Genomic DNA, 17,056 nt, shown 5'->3' on the forward strand with positions numbered 1-17,056 from the left:
AACCCCCCACATCGCCAACGATAAAGAGGCGCAACGGAGCGGTGGCCGAGTGGTCGAAGGCGCACGCCTGGAAAGTGTGTAGGCGGGAGACCGTCTCCAGGGTTCGAATCCCTGTCGCTCCGCCATTATCCCCATTGCGAACCAGTGACAGCGCCCTGACGGGCATGGATTTTTCCGTGTTATCAAAGGGGTTTGCGGTAACCGACCGAACCTCATAGACGCGCCGCCAGGCTGAAGTTAGGCTCAGAATGGCCCTCGGTCTCAGTTTGGGCGAACCTAGCCTGTTCCGGTTCGGTCTCGTTTTCTCGTTACCTTTCAATGCTCTGCCGCCGAACCCCGCCAAAACCCAAGCGCGCGTTCCGAACGATATCGATGGTAACATACCCAATCTGGCTCTCCTCAAATGAACTTGCGGGCTTCTGACAACTGGACGCGATGTCCGAAGAAGACTTCATTTCGACCCCTCCGGAGCGCCAGATGCTCGAATGCCGCTGAAAATCTCGTCGCGATTGATCAGCACGATCTGTTGGTCTTGGGGCGCGCGCGCTTCGGGGGCGGTATCTAGCCCGTCAGCGACTGATCGCAGCTGTGCAAGGTAGCGGCTCGCGTCAGGCTCGAGGAACTGCGGCTTGAACTCGGACCCTCGAACATAGGTTCGCGCACTCTTGTCGTAGAGCATGTTGTCGGGGGAGAAGCCGATTTACCGATTCAGGTCGGTGGACGCCTGGTTCACCGAGACCCCGAACTGGTCCATCAGATCGCTCCGGTTCACATGCCCCTCCCAGAACAGGCGGAACTCTATGAACTCGAGGCGCTGCTCGACACCCCAGCGAAGTTCCGACCTGTCGTTCTCCAAAATCACCTCCGCGCCAGATCGGTGGACCCGCAAACATCCGCCGTGCTTGGAAGTGCTTCTGCTCCTGTGATCACCGTATCGCGCGCACTTGAGCTCTATTGAAGTCCGCCCAAGGATAAGGCCCTCGATAAAAGTGATGATCAGCTTCGGCGCTGGAAAAACCCACGCAAGAAGGCGATCCGGAATTTTCGGGACGTCGTCAGTGATAAGCCTCTCGCGAAGATCACGGGCTACGACACGCTCCCGACGCCTGACGCTTGGCGCGCACAAGGGATACGACAGCGCCGACTTCGTCGCCGCGCTCAGGGGGATGGTCATGACACCGCATGTGGCACAGAAGCTGCAACCTCGTCCGAAACCAGTGCGGTGGTGCGTGCATTCTGATCAGACAGCACCAACATTTCGATGCGACGCGCTCTGGGTCTGGCTGATGGCACAGAATCCCGTCGAGCGGCAGAACCGGGCGACCGAATTGATCTGTCCGTTCAACCTGCGCCCGCTGCTGGCGTCCTGGAACCTGGGCCATTGCAGCGAATCTCACACGCCGCGCAACCTGGCCTATGCCCGCAAAGTTGACGCACACCTTCAGGGCAATGTAATCGAGGACGCGCTGGCGCACGACATCACACCCGCCGGACTGGCGCAGCGGGTCTGGAACGCCGATGGTCTGGAGCAATTCCTTGGCCGGGGTCTGTCGCCGCAGGGGGTGATGACCTTTATGACGTTCCGGGTTCTCAGCCACTCGACGAAATACATGACGCCCGAGGATATCGCGGCGGTCTCCGCCGATCTGACGCAAGGCGCGCCCGCACCGACGCCGCCGGAACCGCGCACCGGGGCGATCGCGCAGAATGCCGATGGCCACAACCTCTACCTTTGCCTTTGCGCCGGGTGTCATGTTGCCGACGGCGAAGGGCAGCTCTATGGTTCGGTGTCCATGCGCAGCAATACCAGTGCGATGTTCGACAACCCGCTCGACCTCGTGGGCGAACTAATGGCTCTGGTCAACTATCTGCGTCAGCGATGGGGCGACCACAAGCAGGCGCTGCCGGTCGAGGCAGTCACACACCGGGCTAAGGAAGCGCAGATCGGCACCGACGATGAAAATGACAACGAGGGTCAATGAAACGCACTGCTAACGGACACCACACCGCCCGTTCCTCGGGTCGCGCAGGCAGGGTTGGGCCGGGCATGGTACTCATCGTGCCGACGCTTCTTGCGGGCTGCGACGGGCGGCAGTCGGTCCTGTCGCCGGGCGGCGCCGATGCGCGGGTGCTGGGCGATCTGTTCTGGGTGATGCTGGTCGGAGCCGTCATCCTGTGGCTGCTGGTCAATGGGCTGTTCTTTTATGTCACACGCATCAACCGCGCGGCGCTGTCGCGCCGGTTTGCCAATGGCTTGATCGTCGTCGGCGGGGTGGTCTTCCCCACGGTGGTGCTGGGCGCGCTGCTGACCTACGGCCTGTCGATCATGCCCGATCAGCGCGCGCCGGGCGAAGGGCTGACCCTGCGCGTCACCGGTGAGCAATGGTGGTGGCGGGTGGAATACTGGCCCGACGGGGCTGATGCGCCCATCGTCGCCGCCAATGAAATTCGCCTCCCCGCAGGCCAGCGCAGCGAGGTCGTGCTGAACGCCGGGCGGGTGATCCATTCCTTCTGGATTCCGGCCTTGGGCGGCAAGATGGACATGTTTCCGGGCCGCGAAACCCGCATGTCGCTCAAGCCGGAGGCGCCGGGCACGTGGCGCGGCCAATGCGCCGAGTTCTGCGGGGCCAGCCATGCGCTGATGGCGTTCGAGGTGGTGGCAATGCCGCCCGACGATTTTACCGCCTGGCTGGACGCGCAGGCCGCTTCTGCCGCGCCCCCGGCAACCGAGGCGGGCGCACGCGGCGCACGGATCTTTGCACGCGAGGGCTGCGGCGCCTGCCATGCGGTGCGCGGCACAGATGCGCGCGGCGCGGTCGGGCCCGACCTGACCCATGTGGGCGGTCGGCTCAGCCTTGGCGCGGGAACGCTGGGCACGACGTTGGAGGACTTTCAAACCTGGATCGCCCACACCGGCGAAATCAAACCGGAGGTCGAGATGCCGTCATATGACTATCTGGCGGACGCGGACTTGGCCGATCTGGCAGCTTATCTGAAGGGGCTGGAATGAACGACACCGAACAGACCGGCCCCAGTGGCCCCTATCCGCCAACCGAGGCGATGCTCGCCAAGCCTGTCCCGCAGGACGAACAGGACCGCACGGCGGCGGAGTTGCGCGCCGCCTGGGAGCCGCCGAAAGGCTGGCGCTATCCCACCGCCGTCAACAATTCCGAGGTCGGGCTTTGGTATGCGCTGACCGCCTTTGGCTTCATGCTGCTGGCGGGGGTGCTGGCGCTGGTGATGCGGCTGCAACTCATGGTGCCGGACAACGATCTGATCTCGGCCGACCGGTTCAACCAGTTCTTCACCATGCACGGCTCTGCGATGATGTTCCTCTTCGCGGTGCCGATGTTCGAGGCGATTGCCATCCTGATCCTGCCCGCCTTCCTCGGCGGGCGCGACATGCCGTTTCCGCGCCTCTCGGCCTTCGGCTTCTGGTGTTTCGTCATCGGCGGCGTGTTCGTCATGGGATCACTGCTGTTCGATGCGGCCCCCACGGCCGGGTGGTTCATGTATCCGCCGCTGGCCACGCAGGACGAGGGACCGGGCAGCGACATCTGGCTTCTGGGTCTGTCGTTCATCGAGATTGCCTCGATCGCCGCCGCGGTTGAGTTGATCGTCGGCGCGCTGAAATGCCGTCCGCCCGGAATGCGCGTCAATATCATGCCGCTTTATGCGTGGTATGTGCTGGTCGTCGGGGGCATGATCCTGTTCGCCTTCCCGCCGCTGATTGCCGGCGATTTCCTGTTCGAGCTTGAGCGCAGTTTCGATTGGCCATTCTTCGATCCGACGCGCGGCGGCGATCCGATGCTTTGGCAACACCTCTTCTGGATCTTCGGCCATCCGGAAGTCTATATCGTCTTCCTGCCTTCCATTGCCATCGCCGCCATGGTGATCCCAACCGTCGCGCGCCGCCCCATCGTCGGTTATTCCTGGATCGTGCTGTCCGCCGTCGGCACCGGGTTCCTGTCGTTTGGCCTCTGGGTGCATCACATGTTCACCACCGGCTTTCCGAACATCTCGCTGGGGTTCTTTTCAGCGGCAAGCGAGGCAGTGGTGATCCCCACCGGCATCCAGCTGTTCGCCTTTGCCGCCACGCTGATCGCGGGGCGGGTAAAGATGAGCCTGCCGATGCTCTGGATCGCCGGCGCGCTGGCGATCTTTACCGCCGGGGGGCTGACCGGCGTGATGCTGGCCATCGCGCCGTTCAACTGGCAGGTGCATGACACCTATTTCATCGTGGCGCACCTGCATTACACGCTGTTTGGCGGCATGGTCTTTCCGGTGATCGCGGGGGTCTATTATTTCTATCCCTTCATCCGCAAGAAGATGCTGAGCGAGCGTCTGGGCCGCTGGGCGTTCTGGCTGATCTTCACCGGCTTTAACGTGACCTTCCTGCCGATGCACCTGACCGGCCTCTTGGGGATGCCCCGGCGCGTCTTCACCTACCCCGAGGCAGCGGGCTGGGGTTGGCTCAACATGATCTCCACCCTTGGCGCTTTTGTCATTGCCGCCGGATTTGCCGTCTTCGTCTGGGATCTGCTGCGCCCCAAGGGTGACCAGAAAGAGGTGCCGCGCAATCCGTGGGATGCCGGCACGCTGGAATGGAGCCATGATGTTCCGGCAGAATACTGGGGCGCGCGCTCGATCCCGCATGTCACCTCGCGCTATCCACTATGGGACGATCCCAAGCTGGTGGAACGGATGGATGCCGGGCGCTATTACCTGCCGGGCAGCCCGCATGGCCATCGCGAAACGCTGGTGACCAGCGTGATCGACGCCAGCCCCGAACTGGCACAGCGCGTCACCGGCCCGACATGGATCACGCTCTGGGCGGCGGGCTTTACGGGCGGTGCGTTCATCTTCCCGACCTTTCACATGTATCCGTCGGCCATCGTATCGGGCGCCTTTGCGGTGGTCTGCATCCTTTACTGGCTCTGGACCTCCACCGCGCGTCCGCCGGAACATGGCATGCGCGACGCCGGGCTGGGACTGTCTCTGCCGACCTATGCGTCGGGGCCAAAGGCCGTTGGCTGGTGGGCGGTCTGGATCACCATGCTGGGCGATGCCACCGCCTTTGCCAGCGTGGTCTTCGGCTTCTTTTTCTACTGGACTGCGAAACCGGATTTCCCGCCCGAGGGTGCCATGCATGCCGCGCCCGCGCCGGTGGGCCTGGCCGTTCTGGCGCTGGCCTTGTCATGGGCGCTGACGCTGGGCGCGCGGCACTGGAACCGGGCCGGCCGGGTGGGTGCGGCGCGCGCGGCGCTGATTGCCGCCCCGCTTCTGGCGGCAGGCGGGGTTGCGGCGCTCATCAGGTCGGTGCAGCATCTGGAGCCGACCGCGCATGTCTATCCGGCGATCATCTGGGCGCTGATGGTCTGGGTCGTGGCCCATGCGGCGGTGGGCATCATCATGCAGCTTTACTGCCTTGCCGGCAGCCTCACCGGCAAACTCACGCCGCGCTTTGACGCCGACCTGTGGAACATCACGCTAGTCTGGCACTTCCTGTGTCTGACCGTGCTGGTTGCCTGTGCGGTGATCGGCCTTGCGCCGGAGGTTCTGTGATGACCGGTGAACACCAGCCCCGCGCCGACGAAGAGCGTCGCGAGTTTCGCGAGGAGGCAGAGAGCCTGTGGCGGATCACGCTCGCTCCGGTCACATGGGTTGCGCATTTCGTGGCCAGCTACGGCGTTGCCGCTGTGACCTGCGCCAAGGCGCCTGGCCTGCTGGGGGCTGCCCGGATCGGCCTGATGCTGGCCACGCTGCTGGCGCTGGCGGTGATCGCCTGGCTGGGCTGGCGCGCCTGGCGGCAATGGGATTACCGCAACACTGGCGATTACACCAATGCGCTGGGTCAGGCCGAGGACCGGCACCAGTTCCTGGGGCATGCGGCGGTGTTGCTGGCACTGATCTCGGCCATCGGCGTGGTCTATGGCACCCTGCCGGTTCTGCTGCTGGACACCTGCCGATGAGGGGCGCGGCGCTCATATCCGCCCTGGCGCTGGCCGCCTTCATCTGGGTGATGCCCTTGGAGGCGTGGTTCGGTGCAGCGTTTCCCGCGCATATGCTGCGACACATGATGCTGGTCGCGGTGATTCCGCCGCTGCTGGTGCTGGGCGCGCCCCGGCTGGCAGACCGGATCGCGCCAGCTCCGATGATCGCGGCGGCGATCGAATTCGTGCTGGTCTGGGCCTGGCATCTTCCTGCCGTGCATGGCTTTGCCTTTCTCAGCCGAATGGGATTTGCGTTCGAGCAGGGAAGTTTCCTGCTTGCGGGCATCCTCGTCTGGGCCGGGTGCCTGCGCGCCGGTCAGCCGCTGATGGGCGCAGGTGGATTGCTGCTGACCTCGATGCACATGACGCTTCTGGGCGCGCTGATCGTGTTGGCGCCGCGCGATCTTTACGCCGAGATCTGCGGCCTGGCGCCCGACCTCTCAGCGCAGCAATCGGGCGGGCTGCTGATGCTGGGGATCGGCACGCCGGTCTATCTGGTGGCGGGGCTGATCCTGACCGCGCGCGCCCTTGGCAGGACGGAGGCGCACCCATGAGGCATGTCTGGCAGACCCTAGCAGCTATTGCCGTGCTGGGCGCTTTGGCCGGGGGCACGGTCGTGGCGTTCGGGCTTTACAACGTGTCGGCGCGAGTGGGGCATCTGCCGGGCGTGTCCTGGTTGCTGCACACGACGTTCCGCAACTCGGTGCGCCTGCGGGCAGAAAAGCCGGACGACATGCCCGACCTTCGCGACCCCGCGCTGATCGAATTGGGTGCGCGGCATTACGACACCGCCTGCCGCACCTGCCACGCCGCCCCGGGAGAGGCACAAAGCGCGACCGCGGCGGCGATGGTGCCGGCACCGCCCCATCTCGACGCCGCCGTTCAGGACTGGCAGCCGCATCACCTCCACTGGATCGTCGCCAACGGCGTCAAGATGACGGGCATGCCGCCCTGGCCAGCCCAACGGGATGACGATGTTTGGCCGGTCGTGGCTTTCCTGACCTCGGTCCAGCGCGGGATGACCGATCCGGAATATACCGCCCTGACCCGTCTCCCAGAGGGCAAGGCGCCTCAGACCTATTGCCTTGGCTGTCACGGGCAAGGCGGATCGGCGCATGTGCCGCCGCTGGGCCATCAAAGCGCGGCCTATCTAGAGATGTCGCTGCGTGCCTATCTGGACGGCACCCGCGCCAGCGGAATCATGGCGCAGGCGGTGGGCGAGGTATCTCCCGAGGCCCTGGACGATCTGGCGCTTTGGTTCGCGCAGCAGACACCCGAACCCGGTCCATTCCCCGACATGCCCGCAGAGCTTGTCGAACGGGGCCGCGCGCTGGCCCATGCCGCGACCGCCGATGCGGATGTTCCCGCCTGCGCCGCCTGCCACGGCCCGAATGCAAGCGAGGCCTCCGAGCTGTTCCCGGTACTCACCGGCCTGCCAGCCCCCTATCTGCGTGCCCAGCTTTTCCTGTGGCGCGAAACCGGGCGCGGCGGCAGCCGCCAAGCCGAGTTGATGCGAAAGGCGGCGCAGAATCTCGATGACAGCGACATCAGCGCACTGGTTGCCTATTACGCCACGTTGCAAGCCGACGAAAGCGACATGGAACATGAGTGAAAGCCGCGCGCTCAGCGATGTTCTCGATCGGCTTGAGGCCGCCGTCGATGGAGATGAGATCACAGTGCAGGAAATCATTGAGAGGCTGGGTCGAAAATCCTTCGCCTCCGTCATGCTGATCTTCTCGCTGATCTCCACCTCGCCCGCGAGCGCGATACCGGGCGTCACGGCGGTGGTTGCGGCCATCACATTCCTGCTGGCGGCCCAGATTATCCTGGGGCGCGACCATCTGTGGTTGCCCGGTTTAATCACCCGCCGGCGCCTGTCGACGGACAAGCTCTGCAAGGGGATCGGATGGCTGCGCAGGCCGGTGCATTTCGTGGAGCGGTTCTTGAAAACCCGGCTCGCGTTCCTGTTTCACCGGCCATGGTTCTACCTGCCGCTGGTGCTGATCATGGCTCTCACGCTGTTAATGCCCTTCATGGAACTGGTCCCGACATCAGGCTCCATCGCATCGGCTGTCATCGCGCTCTTCGCTGCCGGTTTGCTGACCCGCGACGGTGCATTGGTCGTTGCGTCCATGCTCTTGCTCCTCGGCGTTCCTCTGGCGATCTGGAAATTCGGCTTTAGCTAGTTCCCACAGCGCGGACGCATCGTGGGAAGGCAAGCGGGGCGAGCCCGCTATCGTCAGGTTGCCCTCGGCATCCAGCACGATTGTCCGCGAAACAGGATCACGAAGCGCCCGACGACTGCCAGAAGCGGATGATGGGTCGGTTTCCATCAGGCGTCGGCGACCCCCTTGAACAGAGCCTCATCCACATGATCGCCGTGCAGCACCGAGATGCTCCCGGTCGTCTCCAGCACCACGGCGCGCACCGGTGACAGATCCAGCGCGTTAGCCTCGCGCAACTTGGCGATCAGATCTTACTCGGCCATCCGGGTGACGCGCAGGTTATCATGCAGGGTCACGCCGTCCTTCATCAGCAGGGACGGCATGTTCAGAACCAGCGCGTCCGGTCGGGGTGACCACCGCCGCAGCCGGGAGACGACAAACTGAACGGCTGTCACGTCGTTGTAGCGCTTCGGTCGATGGCCCGTTTCAATGCAGATTGAACCGAAACCCTCCCCGTAACGCTAAAGAAGCCCCTGCGGTTCAAAAAGCTGCAAAAGGAGGTTTATCGCCAATGGTGGATTTCAGCGAATTCATGCTTCGCGTCCTGTTTTCGGGGGCCTGCGGACTGGTTGTCGGGCTTGACCGCGAGATCAAGGGCAAGCCGCTGGGTGCCGGAGCCTATGTGCTCGTGGCCATCGGCTCGGCGGCGCTCATGGTGGTCACGCTGAACTTCGCGCTCAGCGGGGTTGCCGAGGACGAAGCCATGACCATCGACGCGACCCGGCTGATTCAGGGAATCGTCGGCGGCATCGGCTTCCTCGGGGCGGGGGCGATCATGTCGCCGCGTGACAACGGGCGCCTGAAAGGGGTGCGCAGCGGGGCGGCCATCTGGGCGGTGGGCTCGATCGGCATTGCCTGCGGGCTAGGTTACCTGAAGGAGGCGGCGTTCATCTCGATCTTGATCTTCGTGGTTCTCAACTTTTTTGATTGGCTGCACATTCGCGGCAACAAGTAGGAGGCTGTCGTGAGCGACAAAACCAGTTGCCTTGTCACCAAGCTGTCGCATTACGTGACCCTGTCCGACGCAGACAGGGCGCGGCTTGCCAGACTGGAAAGGACGGAGCGGAATTTCGACGCGGGCCAGGAGGTTTATCAGGGCGGCGATGAAAATCGGGATCTCTACGTCGTGAAGCACGGCTGGGCCTTCAGCTATACCGATCTGCCCGATGGTCGCCGCCAGATCGTCAAGATCCATCATCCCGGCGACGTCGTCGGTTTCCCGGATGTCGCCCTGAAACATGCGACGACCACGTTGCGCACTGTCGAGGACGTGTGCCTCTGCCCTTTCCCGAAATCATCGCTGGACGAGATCCTGCGGGAGTCGCCCCGGCTGTCGGCGCTCTTGCTGTCTATCGCGTTGCGGGATCAAGTCGTTCTGATCGACGTGCTCCGGGCGATGGGCCGGATGAGTGCGCAAGAACGGGTCAGCTACATGCTGCTGGACCTTATATCGCGGCTCAGAATCACCAACCGGGATATGACCGACACGATCCGCCTGCCGATGACCCAAAGCCAGATCGCCGATTACCTCGGGCTGACCAACGTCTATATCAGCAAGACATTCATCCGCATGGAACAGGATGGTTACATCCAGCGGGACCAGGAGCGCCTGCGCATCCTGCGAGAGGATGCGATGATAGACCTCACGGATTTTCATGATCGCTACGGCGACATGGATACCTCCTGGTTTCCGCAGGACTGACCTCTGCGGAAAGATTCAATCCAGTTGCAAGCGGAGGGGGGCGGTGTCGCGCATCCTTGGCGAACCCGCGCGGATAACGAATCACCCGGCGCGGGAACCAACGAGCAACGAAGTTTGTTGCACTATCGGTAGCGTCGAATTCTGACAAGCTACTGATTGTAAGACATTATTGCGGCTGATCTAACGCCTGGGGGCGAACGTGGAACTGCGGACTGTCATCATCTGGGGAATACTCTGTCTGTCTGCTGTCGTTCCGGCGGTCGGTCTGTTCGTTTGCGCGTTCATTCTCGCGATCCAAGTCGGTTTGATGGGTCTTCGGCCACTTGTTGCCTGTCTGCCCGCCCGGTTGCCGACAGGTCGGCAGGAATTCGCCACCCCGCACTTTTCAATCCATGTCGCGACCCACGCGGAACCGCCCCAAATGGTCATCCGCACGTTGAGGGCATTGCTGGATCAGGATTGGCCTCCCGAGCGCTACGAGATCATCGTGATGGACAATAACACCGCCGATCCGGCGCTATGGAAGCCGGTGGAAAGTTACTGCGCTGCGCATCCGGGGCGCATCACGTTTCTGCACCGCATGTGCGTGCGAGGCGCCAAGGCCGGCGCGCTCAACATCGCGCTGGAGCATACGCGCGCCGATGCGACCCATGTGGTGACCGTCGATGCGGATTATGTGGTCAACCGCGATTTTTTGAGACGCGCTTCAGAAGCGCTGCACCGGACCGGCGCCGATTATGTCCAGTTTCCGCAATCCTATGTTGCCACGGCAACGACTGCACCCGGCGTGGATGCCGAGCTCGAAGAGTATTTCCGCACCAATGCTGCTGTTGCCGATGACGCCGAGGCGGTGCTGCTGACCGGCACGCTTTGCGTGATCTCGAAACAGGCGCTGATCGCCGTTGGCGGTTGGTCGGGCGCCACCACGACCGAGGATGCGGAACTGGGCGTTCGGCTGCGCCAGGCGGGGTTTGCAGGCCGGTTCATCAACCAGATCGTCGGCAAGGGCCTTCTGCCGTTGTCTCTGCGCGATCTTGAAAAACAGCGGTATCGCTGGTGCAGCGGCAACGTCCAGACCCTGTTAAGGCATAGTTGGACGATTCTCACCCCCGCAGGCAATTTCAACCTGCACAAGCGGCTGGTCATTCTGTCGCAACTGACCGCCTGGTTCAGCCTCGCGTTCGTGCCCTGCGCGCTCCTGACAGTCTGGCTGCTGGCCGGTCAGGAGCACACACCCGCCGCAACATTGGCAGCCGGGGCCATCGTGCTCAGCCTGTGCGATCTCACAATACGCGTTGCCCTGCGCGGGCTGCACGATAGGCTGACATTTTCGGTGGTTCTGCGCGCGCTCGCCTGTCGCATCGCGCTGGCACCGCAATCGGCCAAGGCGACCTTCGATGCACTGACAGGCTGCCGCCTGAAATTCGTGGTGACTGACAAATCCGGTGACAAAGCGCAGGCCACCGGCTCGCTGCCTGCCTGTCACCTGATGATCTTCGTCACGGCTGTGATTCTGCTGATCGGCGTGCAGCCCACCCAGCCGCTGATCCTTGCCGCGCTGCTGGCGCTTTTGCTGCCACTTCCCGCCGCATTGCTGACCGATCAAAGCCTGCGCGCCTATCGCGCCGCGGTTGCCCCACCCCTGACGGAGGTTTCCGCATGACATCCGATCCGCTTGCTCCCTTGGTCGATATCATCATCCCGACCTTCAATCGCGCGCATCTGATCGCCGGGGCCATTCGTGCGGCGCTTGATCAAAGCTGGTGGAACATCCGCGTCACGGTGATCGACGACGCAGGCACTGACGCCACCCATGATGCAGTCCAGCCGTTCCTGTCCGATAGGCGCGTCAACTATATCCGGCTGGCGGGCAACCTCGGCACGGCAAATGCAAAGAATGCGGGCCTTTTGCTGACCGGGGGCGACGCGGTCACCTTTCACGATTCAGACGACATACCGCATCGCGACAAGGTCTTGCACCAGGTCCGTGTCCTGACCGCGCAGGATATCGGCGCCGACGAGTGTCTGAACTGGAAGCTGGCGCATAAGGAAGCGGGCCAGAGGCTGGAGGTCAGCGCCGCACTCACCCATCATGAGTTGATCCTGCCGGACGGGCGCCGCGTTGAAATCCGCCGCGACATTTCCCTGCTGGATGACGTGTTCCCGAACCTTCAGATGGGCGCGTGGGTGCCCGGCGAATGGACGCATATCAACTCCGGCCTGTTTCGCGCGGATGTGTTCCGCCGCCTCGGCGGGTTCGAGGACTGCATCGAGGAGGACCGCGAGTTCCGCAACCGGCTGATCCTGAATGGCGAGATTATCTGGATCGTGCCGGAACTGCTGCTGACCAAGATCGAGACCCCGGACAGCCTGACGCAATCGGCGGTGTCGAACTACGACAGCACAAGACGCAAGGCGGACCGCCAACTGGTCTGGCAGAAGGTCGAGGAGTGGCGCCAGAGCGGCACGGTCGCGACGGTGCCGGTGGATATCCCGAACCTTGAGGTGAGCTTTGTCAGCCGCCCCGATCTGCTGCGGCGCCGCGAGATTCCGGCGACGTTGGGCACATCGGCTCAGGTTGACAGGATCCTGCCCTCGGCCTCGGCCTTGCAGGTAGCCGCGCAATGAAGGCGCTGCGGCATCAGCCCGGGCGCGCCGCCATCGCGATCGTCGATCCGTGCAGCAGTGCGGGTTATGATCTGCCCGACATCGGGACTGGCGGGCTCGGCGGCACCGAAGCGACGGTGCTGCGGGTGGCCACCGCGCTCGGGCCTCAGTTCGAAATCACGCATTATCAGAATGGGCGCAGCAACCGGCATATGTCCGGGGCCGGGCAAATGCGGCCCCTGCACGAAGTCTGGGACGGGCCGAGTCCCGCTGTCCTGATCGTCATCAACCGCTGGAAGGTGGCGATCAAGCTGCGAAGGCAGCATCCGGAGAGGCCGATCTTCCTTTGGCTCCATATCTATCCCGGTCGTCACAACCGCAAGATGGGCGCAGCGCTGAAGGCCGCCGACATCACCGTCATCTGCGTTTCCAACACGCATGCGCATGAGCTTGCGGGGTTCCTCGGGGCGCAGGAGCTACCGCGCATCCGGGTGATCTACAATCCGCTCGACGACGCTCTGCACCCCGACGACATGCCCCGCGATCCGGACAGGCTGCTCTTCGCCAGCTCGCCGCACAAGGGGCTGGCCGAGGTGTTCGGACAGTTCGCCGTCCTGCGCCGCGATCTTCCGGACCTGAGCCTCGCCGTCGCCGATCCCGGCTATCTGCGGTGGGAAACGGGGCCGGTGCCCGAGGGCGTGCTCTTCCTCGGCTCGCTGTCGCATACCGCCCTGATCCGGCAAATGCGCCGGGCGCTGTGCCTCTTCTATCCGCAGACGACATTTGCCGAGACGTTCGGTCTGGTCTTGGCCGAGGCCAACGCGGTCGGCACGCCCGTTCTGGTCCACGGGGATCTTGGCGCGAACGCGGAAATCGTCGCGGATGCGGATCAGCGGGTAGACGGGCACGACCCGGCGCAAATCCTCGCGCGCATTCGGGCGTGGCGCCAGGCGCCGCCGCAGGTCACGGCCAATCCTGCCTTCTGGACGGGCCGGGTCGCCAACGAGTGGGCGCAGTTACTGGACCGCGCGACTGAGACGCGCCCGCAGATGAGAATGGTGTAGAGGATGACAGTCTCCAAACCGCTTGCTGCGTTGACGCCATTGACCTCCGACGGGCCGGTGCCGTCTCATGTCTTGGAGACCTTGCGGGCCGCCGCCGCGGGCGAGGAACGGGGCGCGCGCCCTATCAGCCACTCCATCGACCTGTTGAGGCAGGCAGGCTTACTGACGGATGACGGCACGAGCGATCTGGCCCGCACCGCACGCGCGCTGATGCAGGTCGGCGCGGCAAATCTCGGTGTCGGGCGGCTGTGGGAGGGGCATGTCAACGCGCTGCATCTTATCAGCCTTTATGGGACCGCCTCAGTCAAAAAGTCCCTGATCCGCAGGATCGCAGAACGCGCGCTGTTGGGCGTCTGGGGCGCTGACGGTGCGGTGCCGGTCGCGCTGGACGCCTCGGGAAACTGTTTGACTGGCAGCAAGAGCTTTGCCTCGGGTCTGGGCACGGTGACCGATGCGCTGGTCACCGTCAATTCCGGTCCCGATGTACGTCTGGCACTGATCGATGTGACGGATGCCGTCCGCGCGGACCCGTCCACATGGGACATGCAGGGGATGCGTGCCACCGCCTCGGGCAGCTACGATTTCGCGGGCTTGCCTGCGGGCCGGGTTGAGTGGATCGGCGCGCCGGGTGATTACCTGAGAGAGCCACACTTCGTTGGCGGTGTCTGGCGCATCGCGGCCTTGCAGGCGGGCGCCGCCGCGGGCTTGCTGGACAGGGCCGCAGCAGAGCTTCGCGCTGCAGGACGCATGGACGCGGAGGCTCAGAAAACCCGTCTGATGGGTGTATTGATGCGAATCTGGGCCGGTATGGCACTGACCGAGCGCGCCGCCGAAGCCGCCGACGACCGGCATATCGCACGAGAATCCATCGTCGCCACGTCGATAGCGGCCCGGCTTTTTACTGAAGAGGTCGGGCTCGACGCGATCCGGGCGGTTGAACAGAGCATCGGCCTGCGGCATTTCGATGCCGGCTCCGAGACCGGGCGGGTTGCGCGCGATCTGTCGGTCTATCTGCGGCAGGCCGCGCGGGATGCGTTTCTGCAACGCGCGGCGCAGACGGCCCTTGGAGAGGACGGTCGGATCTGGGGGGTGTTTGAATGAACATTGCGCCCAGCGCCCTGCTGCCGGACGTCTTCCAAGGCCAAGAAAGGCTCGTCGTGCTGGCCCCGCATCCCGACGATGAATCCCTCGGCTGCGGCGCGCTTTTGGCGCGGGCCTTCGCGGGGGCAGGTGCGCATGTCATCTGCCTGACCGATGGCAGCGCAAGTCATCCGGGCTCGGCCTTCTGGACCCCGACGCGGCTGGCGGCAAAGAGACAGGCGGAGATGGTCGAAGCGATCGAATGCCTGGGCGGATCCGCGCGCGACCTGACCTGGCTTGGCCTGACCGACAGCCGACTTTATCAGGCCGATGCCGCCGCTGTTGTCGCAAGGCTCGAGCAGGTCATCCAAGGCTGGGGCGCGCGCCATATTTTCGTGCCTGCCGCCGAGGACCACCACGAGGATCATCAGGCGACCGCGCGATTTGCAGGCCAGCTCCGCACCCGCCGACCGGACTGGATGTTTTACAGCTATCCCGTCTGGTGCCGCTGGGACGATCCGGATTTCCGGCAGACGATTGTCCGTCACAGCCCCGTGTCTGTGCCTCCGGGCGGCCTGCGCGACAGGAAACGCGCGGCGATTGATGCGCATCGAAGCCAGACTGGACAAATTGTCACCGACGATCCATCCGGTTTCACCCTGCCGCCGGGGTTCATCGAGAAATTCGTGACCGAAGACGAGATCTTCTGGAGGATGCCGTGATGGGTGTGGGTCGCGATCACCTGAACGCGCTTTATGCAGGCACCTCGGATCCGTGGGATTTTGCGCACAGCGATTACGAACAGGCCAAGTTCGCCGCGACGCGCGCTGCGCTGTCGCGGCCCCGTTACACCTCGGCCTTCGAGCTGGGCTGCGGCAACGGGCAGCTCGCCCGGCATCTGGTTAAGATCTGCGACCGCTATACCGGCATGGATGCCGTGGCCATCGCGATCGAGGCCGCACGCAAGGCAGTGCCGGAAGCCCATTTCATCTGCGATTTTTACCCTTGTCCACTGCCTACGGGCGATTTCGACCTGCTGATCCTGTCCGAGATCCTCTACTTTCTCGATCACGATACCCTCACGAAACTGGCCTCTGAAATCTCTACCGCTTGGCCTCATGCAGACGTGCTATGCGTGAGCTGGCTGGGCGAAACAGATCACGATTTGCAGGGAGAGGAGGCGCTGGAGACGTTTGCGAGGGCGCTTGCGACCCATTATTTCGACTGTATAGCGCAAACCGACGGGTATCGCATCGACCGCGGATTGCCGAGGGGGCAGGCATGAGCTTTACCGTCACAAAAGACACCGCCATCGTTATCCCCGCCCGCAACGAGGAGGCCCGGATTGGTGTCTGCCTGTCCGCTTTGGCTGCACAATGCGCGGCGCGCGTCACGGTGATCCTGGTGGTCAACAACACCACCGACTGCACAAGCGCTGCGGCCCGCGGCATCGCCGCTCGGCTTGGCCTCGACCTGACGGTGCTCGAGCGCAGCCTCGCTCCGGATCAGGGTGTCGGGGCCGCCCGACGGATCGGGTGCGATCACGCCCTGCAAACCCTGCCTGCGCTTCGCTATCTGCTCACCACGGATGCGGATTGCATCGCGTCCCCGGATTGGATTGCTCGAAACATCGCCCATCTGGAAACGGTGGACGCTGTCTGCGGCAAGATCGGTCTGATCGCGGGCGAAGCGGATATCCTCGACGGTATAGACCGGCACTTTGCGGAAATTGAAGGGACCTACAGACGCTTGGTGCAGGATATCTATGCGCGTCACGCGCCGGGATGTGCGGATATCGGTGGCACCCATGGCGATGCGGCAGGGGCGAGCCTCGCGTTCACCCGCGCGGCCTATCTGGCTGCCGGAGGGTTCGCGCCCGTCAGCTGCGGCGAAGACCGCCGCATCGTCCGGGCGCTTCGCGAGGCGGGCGGCAGAGTGCGTCACGCCGACGATGTGACGGTGCAGGCGTCCTGCCGCCTGACCGGTCGCGCGGTCGGTGGCATGTCCGACGCGCTGAAGGCGCGCATCAGTGGCATGGATTACCCGGTCGATGACTGCCTGCCGCCGGCGGACTGGGTGGTCAGACATGCGGTCCACAACGTACTTGGCCCATGGCCCCCGCTTGTGCCTAAACGCTTCCGCCTCAACGTGCGGGACCTGCCGCGGCACATCGAACTACTGGAGAATTTCAGGAATTCGGAGCGGCTCACATCCGTTTCGATAGCTTCGGCAGCGATGTCTCCCCTTGACATGCTTCTGCCGGGCAAGGGGTCAGCGCATGTCGCAGCTGGCGCCGACATGCGGGCCGGTCCGGTCTTTGCGGATCGACCGCCTGCACCTACTCAAACCGATGCGTCGGCAGTGCCGACCACGAAAGGAGCGTAA

General features: G+C 63.9%; 18 protein-coding genes, 1 tRNA gene and 1 pseudogene. 17 read left to right on the plus strand and 3 right to left on the minus strand.

Annotation, left to right across the window (positions count from 1 at the left end):
- The first annotated feature begins 35 nt into the window (after positions 1–35).
- Positions 36–125 (plus strand) — tRNA-Ser (locus tag DC366_RS04280).
- A gap of 437 nt (positions 126–562) precedes the next feature.
- Here DC366_RS04280 and DC366_RS04285 read toward each other — a convergent pair.
- Positions 563–856, minus strand: a pseudogene (locus DC366_RS04285) (BrxR family helix-turn-helix transcriptional regulator); the annotation flags it as partial.
- Positions 857–1,172: 316 nt separating this feature from the next.
- Here DC366_RS04285 and DC366_RS04290 point away from each other — a divergent pair.
- The 7 genes from DC366_RS04290 (at position 1,173) to DC366_RS04320 (ending at position 8,179) form a co-directional block, all read left to right on the plus strand.
- Positions 1,173–1,982 carry a c-type cytochrome gene (locus tag DC366_RS04290; protein ID WP_133176167.1) on the plus strand — a complete coding sequence of 270 codons (810 nt, stop codon included), beginning with the start codon at positions 1,173–1,175 and terminating at the stop codon, positions 1,980–1,982.
- Positions 1,983–2,047: 65 nt separating this feature from the next.
- Positions 2,048–3,010: a cytochrome c oxidase subunit II gene (locus tag DC366_RS04295; protein WP_108690982.1), complete on the plus strand. Its 963-nt coding sequence runs from the start codon at positions 2,048–2,050 to the stop codon at positions 3,008–3,010.
- Complete coding sequence (ctaD, locus tag DC366_RS04300) at positions 3,007–5,565, plus strand: cytochrome c oxidase subunit I (protein WP_108690983.1); 2,559 nt, start codon at positions 3,007–3,009, stop codon at positions 5,563–5,565. Before DC366_RS04295 ends, ctaD begins: the two co-directional genes overlap by 4 nt.
- The gene (locus DC366_RS04305; RefSeq protein WP_108690984.1) at positions 5,565–5,972 is read left to right on the plus strand and encodes a hypothetical protein; all 408 of its coding nucleotides are present in this window, start codon (positions 5,565–5,567) and stop codon (positions 5,970–5,972) included. Before ctaD ends, DC366_RS04305 begins: the two co-directional genes overlap by 1 nt.
- Entirely contained in the window at positions 5,969–6,547 is a 579-nt protein-coding gene (locus tag DC366_RS04310; protein WP_108690985.1) for a cytochrome c oxidase assembly protein, read from the plus strand. The genes DC366_RS04305 and DC366_RS04310 overlap by 4 nt, the downstream gene beginning before the upstream one ends.
- Positions 6,544–7,605, plus strand: a complete 1,062-nt coding sequence (locus tag DC366_RS04315; protein ID WP_108690986.1) for a c-type cytochrome — start codon at positions 6,544–6,546, stop codon at positions 7,603–7,605. Before DC366_RS04310 ends, DC366_RS04315 begins: the two co-directional genes overlap by 4 nt.
- On the plus strand, positions 7,598–8,179 hold the full coding sequence (locus DC366_RS04320; protein ID WP_108690987.1) for an exopolysaccharide biosynthesis protein: 582 nt from the start codon (positions 7,598–7,600) through the stop codon (positions 8,177–8,179). The genes DC366_RS04315 and DC366_RS04320 overlap by 8 nt, the downstream gene beginning before the upstream one ends.
- A gap of 146 nt (positions 8,180–8,325) precedes the next feature.
- On the opposite strand, the gene DC366_RS20190 is transcribed toward DC366_RS04320, so the two are convergent.
- The gene (locus DC366_RS20190) at positions 8,326–8,454 is read right to left on the minus strand and encodes a DUF421 domain-containing protein (RefSeq protein WP_243405031.1); all 129 of its coding nucleotides are present in this window, start codon (positions 8,452–8,454) and stop codon (positions 8,326–8,328) included.
- 15 nt (positions 8,455–8,469) lie between these two features.
- On the minus strand, positions 8,470–8,613 hold the full coding sequence (locus DC366_RS19815) for a DUF421 domain-containing protein (RefSeq protein ID WP_165802843.1): 144 nt from the start codon (positions 8,611–8,613) through the stop codon (positions 8,470–8,472).
- A gap of 116 nt (positions 8,614–8,729) precedes the next feature.
- Here DC366_RS19815 and DC366_RS04325 point away from each other — a divergent pair, with 116 nt between their 5' ends.
- From DC366_RS04325 to DC366_RS04365, 9 genes are all read left to right on the plus strand, one after another.
- Positions 8,730–9,173, plus strand: coding sequence for an MgtC/SapB family protein (locus DC366_RS04325; RefSeq protein ID WP_108690988.1), 444 nt, complete (start codon positions 8,730–8,732; stop codon positions 9,171–9,173).
- A gap of 9 nt (positions 9,174–9,182) precedes the next feature.
- The gene (locus DC366_RS04330; protein WP_108690989.1) at positions 9,183–9,920 is read left to right on the plus strand and encodes a Crp/Fnr family transcriptional regulator; all 738 of its coding nucleotides are present in this window, start codon (positions 9,183–9,185) and stop codon (positions 9,918–9,920) included.
- Positions 9,921–10,227: 307 nt separating this feature from the next.
- Positions 10,228–11,583, plus strand: coding sequence for a glycosyltransferase (locus DC366_RS04335; protein WP_108690990.1), 1,356 nt, complete (start codon positions 10,228–10,230; stop codon positions 11,581–11,583).
- On the plus strand, positions 11,580–12,548 hold the full coding sequence (locus tag DC366_RS04340) for a glycosyltransferase family 2 protein (RefSeq protein ID WP_108690991.1): 969 nt from the start codon (positions 11,580–11,582) through the stop codon (positions 12,546–12,548). The genes DC366_RS04335 and DC366_RS04340 overlap by 4 nt, the downstream gene beginning before the upstream one ends.
- Complete coding sequence (locus DC366_RS04345) at positions 12,545–13,591, plus strand: glycosyltransferase (protein ID WP_108690992.1); 1,047 nt, start codon at positions 12,545–12,547, stop codon at positions 13,589–13,591. Before DC366_RS04340 ends, DC366_RS04345 begins: the two co-directional genes overlap by 4 nt.
- A 3-nt stretch (positions 13,592–13,594) precedes the next feature.
- Positions 13,595–14,692, plus strand: coding sequence for an acyl-CoA dehydrogenase family protein (locus DC366_RS04350; RefSeq protein ID WP_133176168.1), 1,098 nt, complete (start codon positions 13,595–13,597; stop codon positions 14,690–14,692).
- Positions 14,689–15,393 carry a PIG-L deacetylase family protein gene (locus DC366_RS04355; protein WP_108690994.1) on the plus strand — a complete coding sequence of 235 codons (705 nt, stop codon included), beginning with the start codon at positions 14,689–14,691 and terminating at the stop codon, positions 15,391–15,393. The genes DC366_RS04350 and DC366_RS04355 overlap by 4 nt, the downstream gene beginning before the upstream one ends.
- A complete protein-coding gene (locus DC366_RS04360) occupies positions 15,393–15,956 on the plus strand; it encodes a class I SAM-dependent methyltransferase (RefSeq protein WP_108691335.1) in 564 nt (187 codons plus the stop codon). Before DC366_RS04355 ends, DC366_RS04360 begins: the two co-directional genes overlap by 1 nt.
- The gene (locus DC366_RS04365; RefSeq protein ID WP_108690995.1) at positions 15,953–17,056 is read left to right on the plus strand and encodes a glycosyltransferase family 2 protein; all 1,104 of its coding nucleotides are present in this window, start codon (positions 15,953–15,955) and stop codon (positions 17,054–17,056) included. The genes DC366_RS04360 and DC366_RS04365 overlap by 4 nt, the downstream gene beginning before the upstream one ends.

This window comes from Pelagivirga sediminicola (assembly GCF_003072125.1).
Lineage (GTDB): Bacteria > Pseudomonadota > Alphaproteobacteria > Rhodobacterales > Rhodobacteraceae > Roseovarius > Roseovarius sediminicola.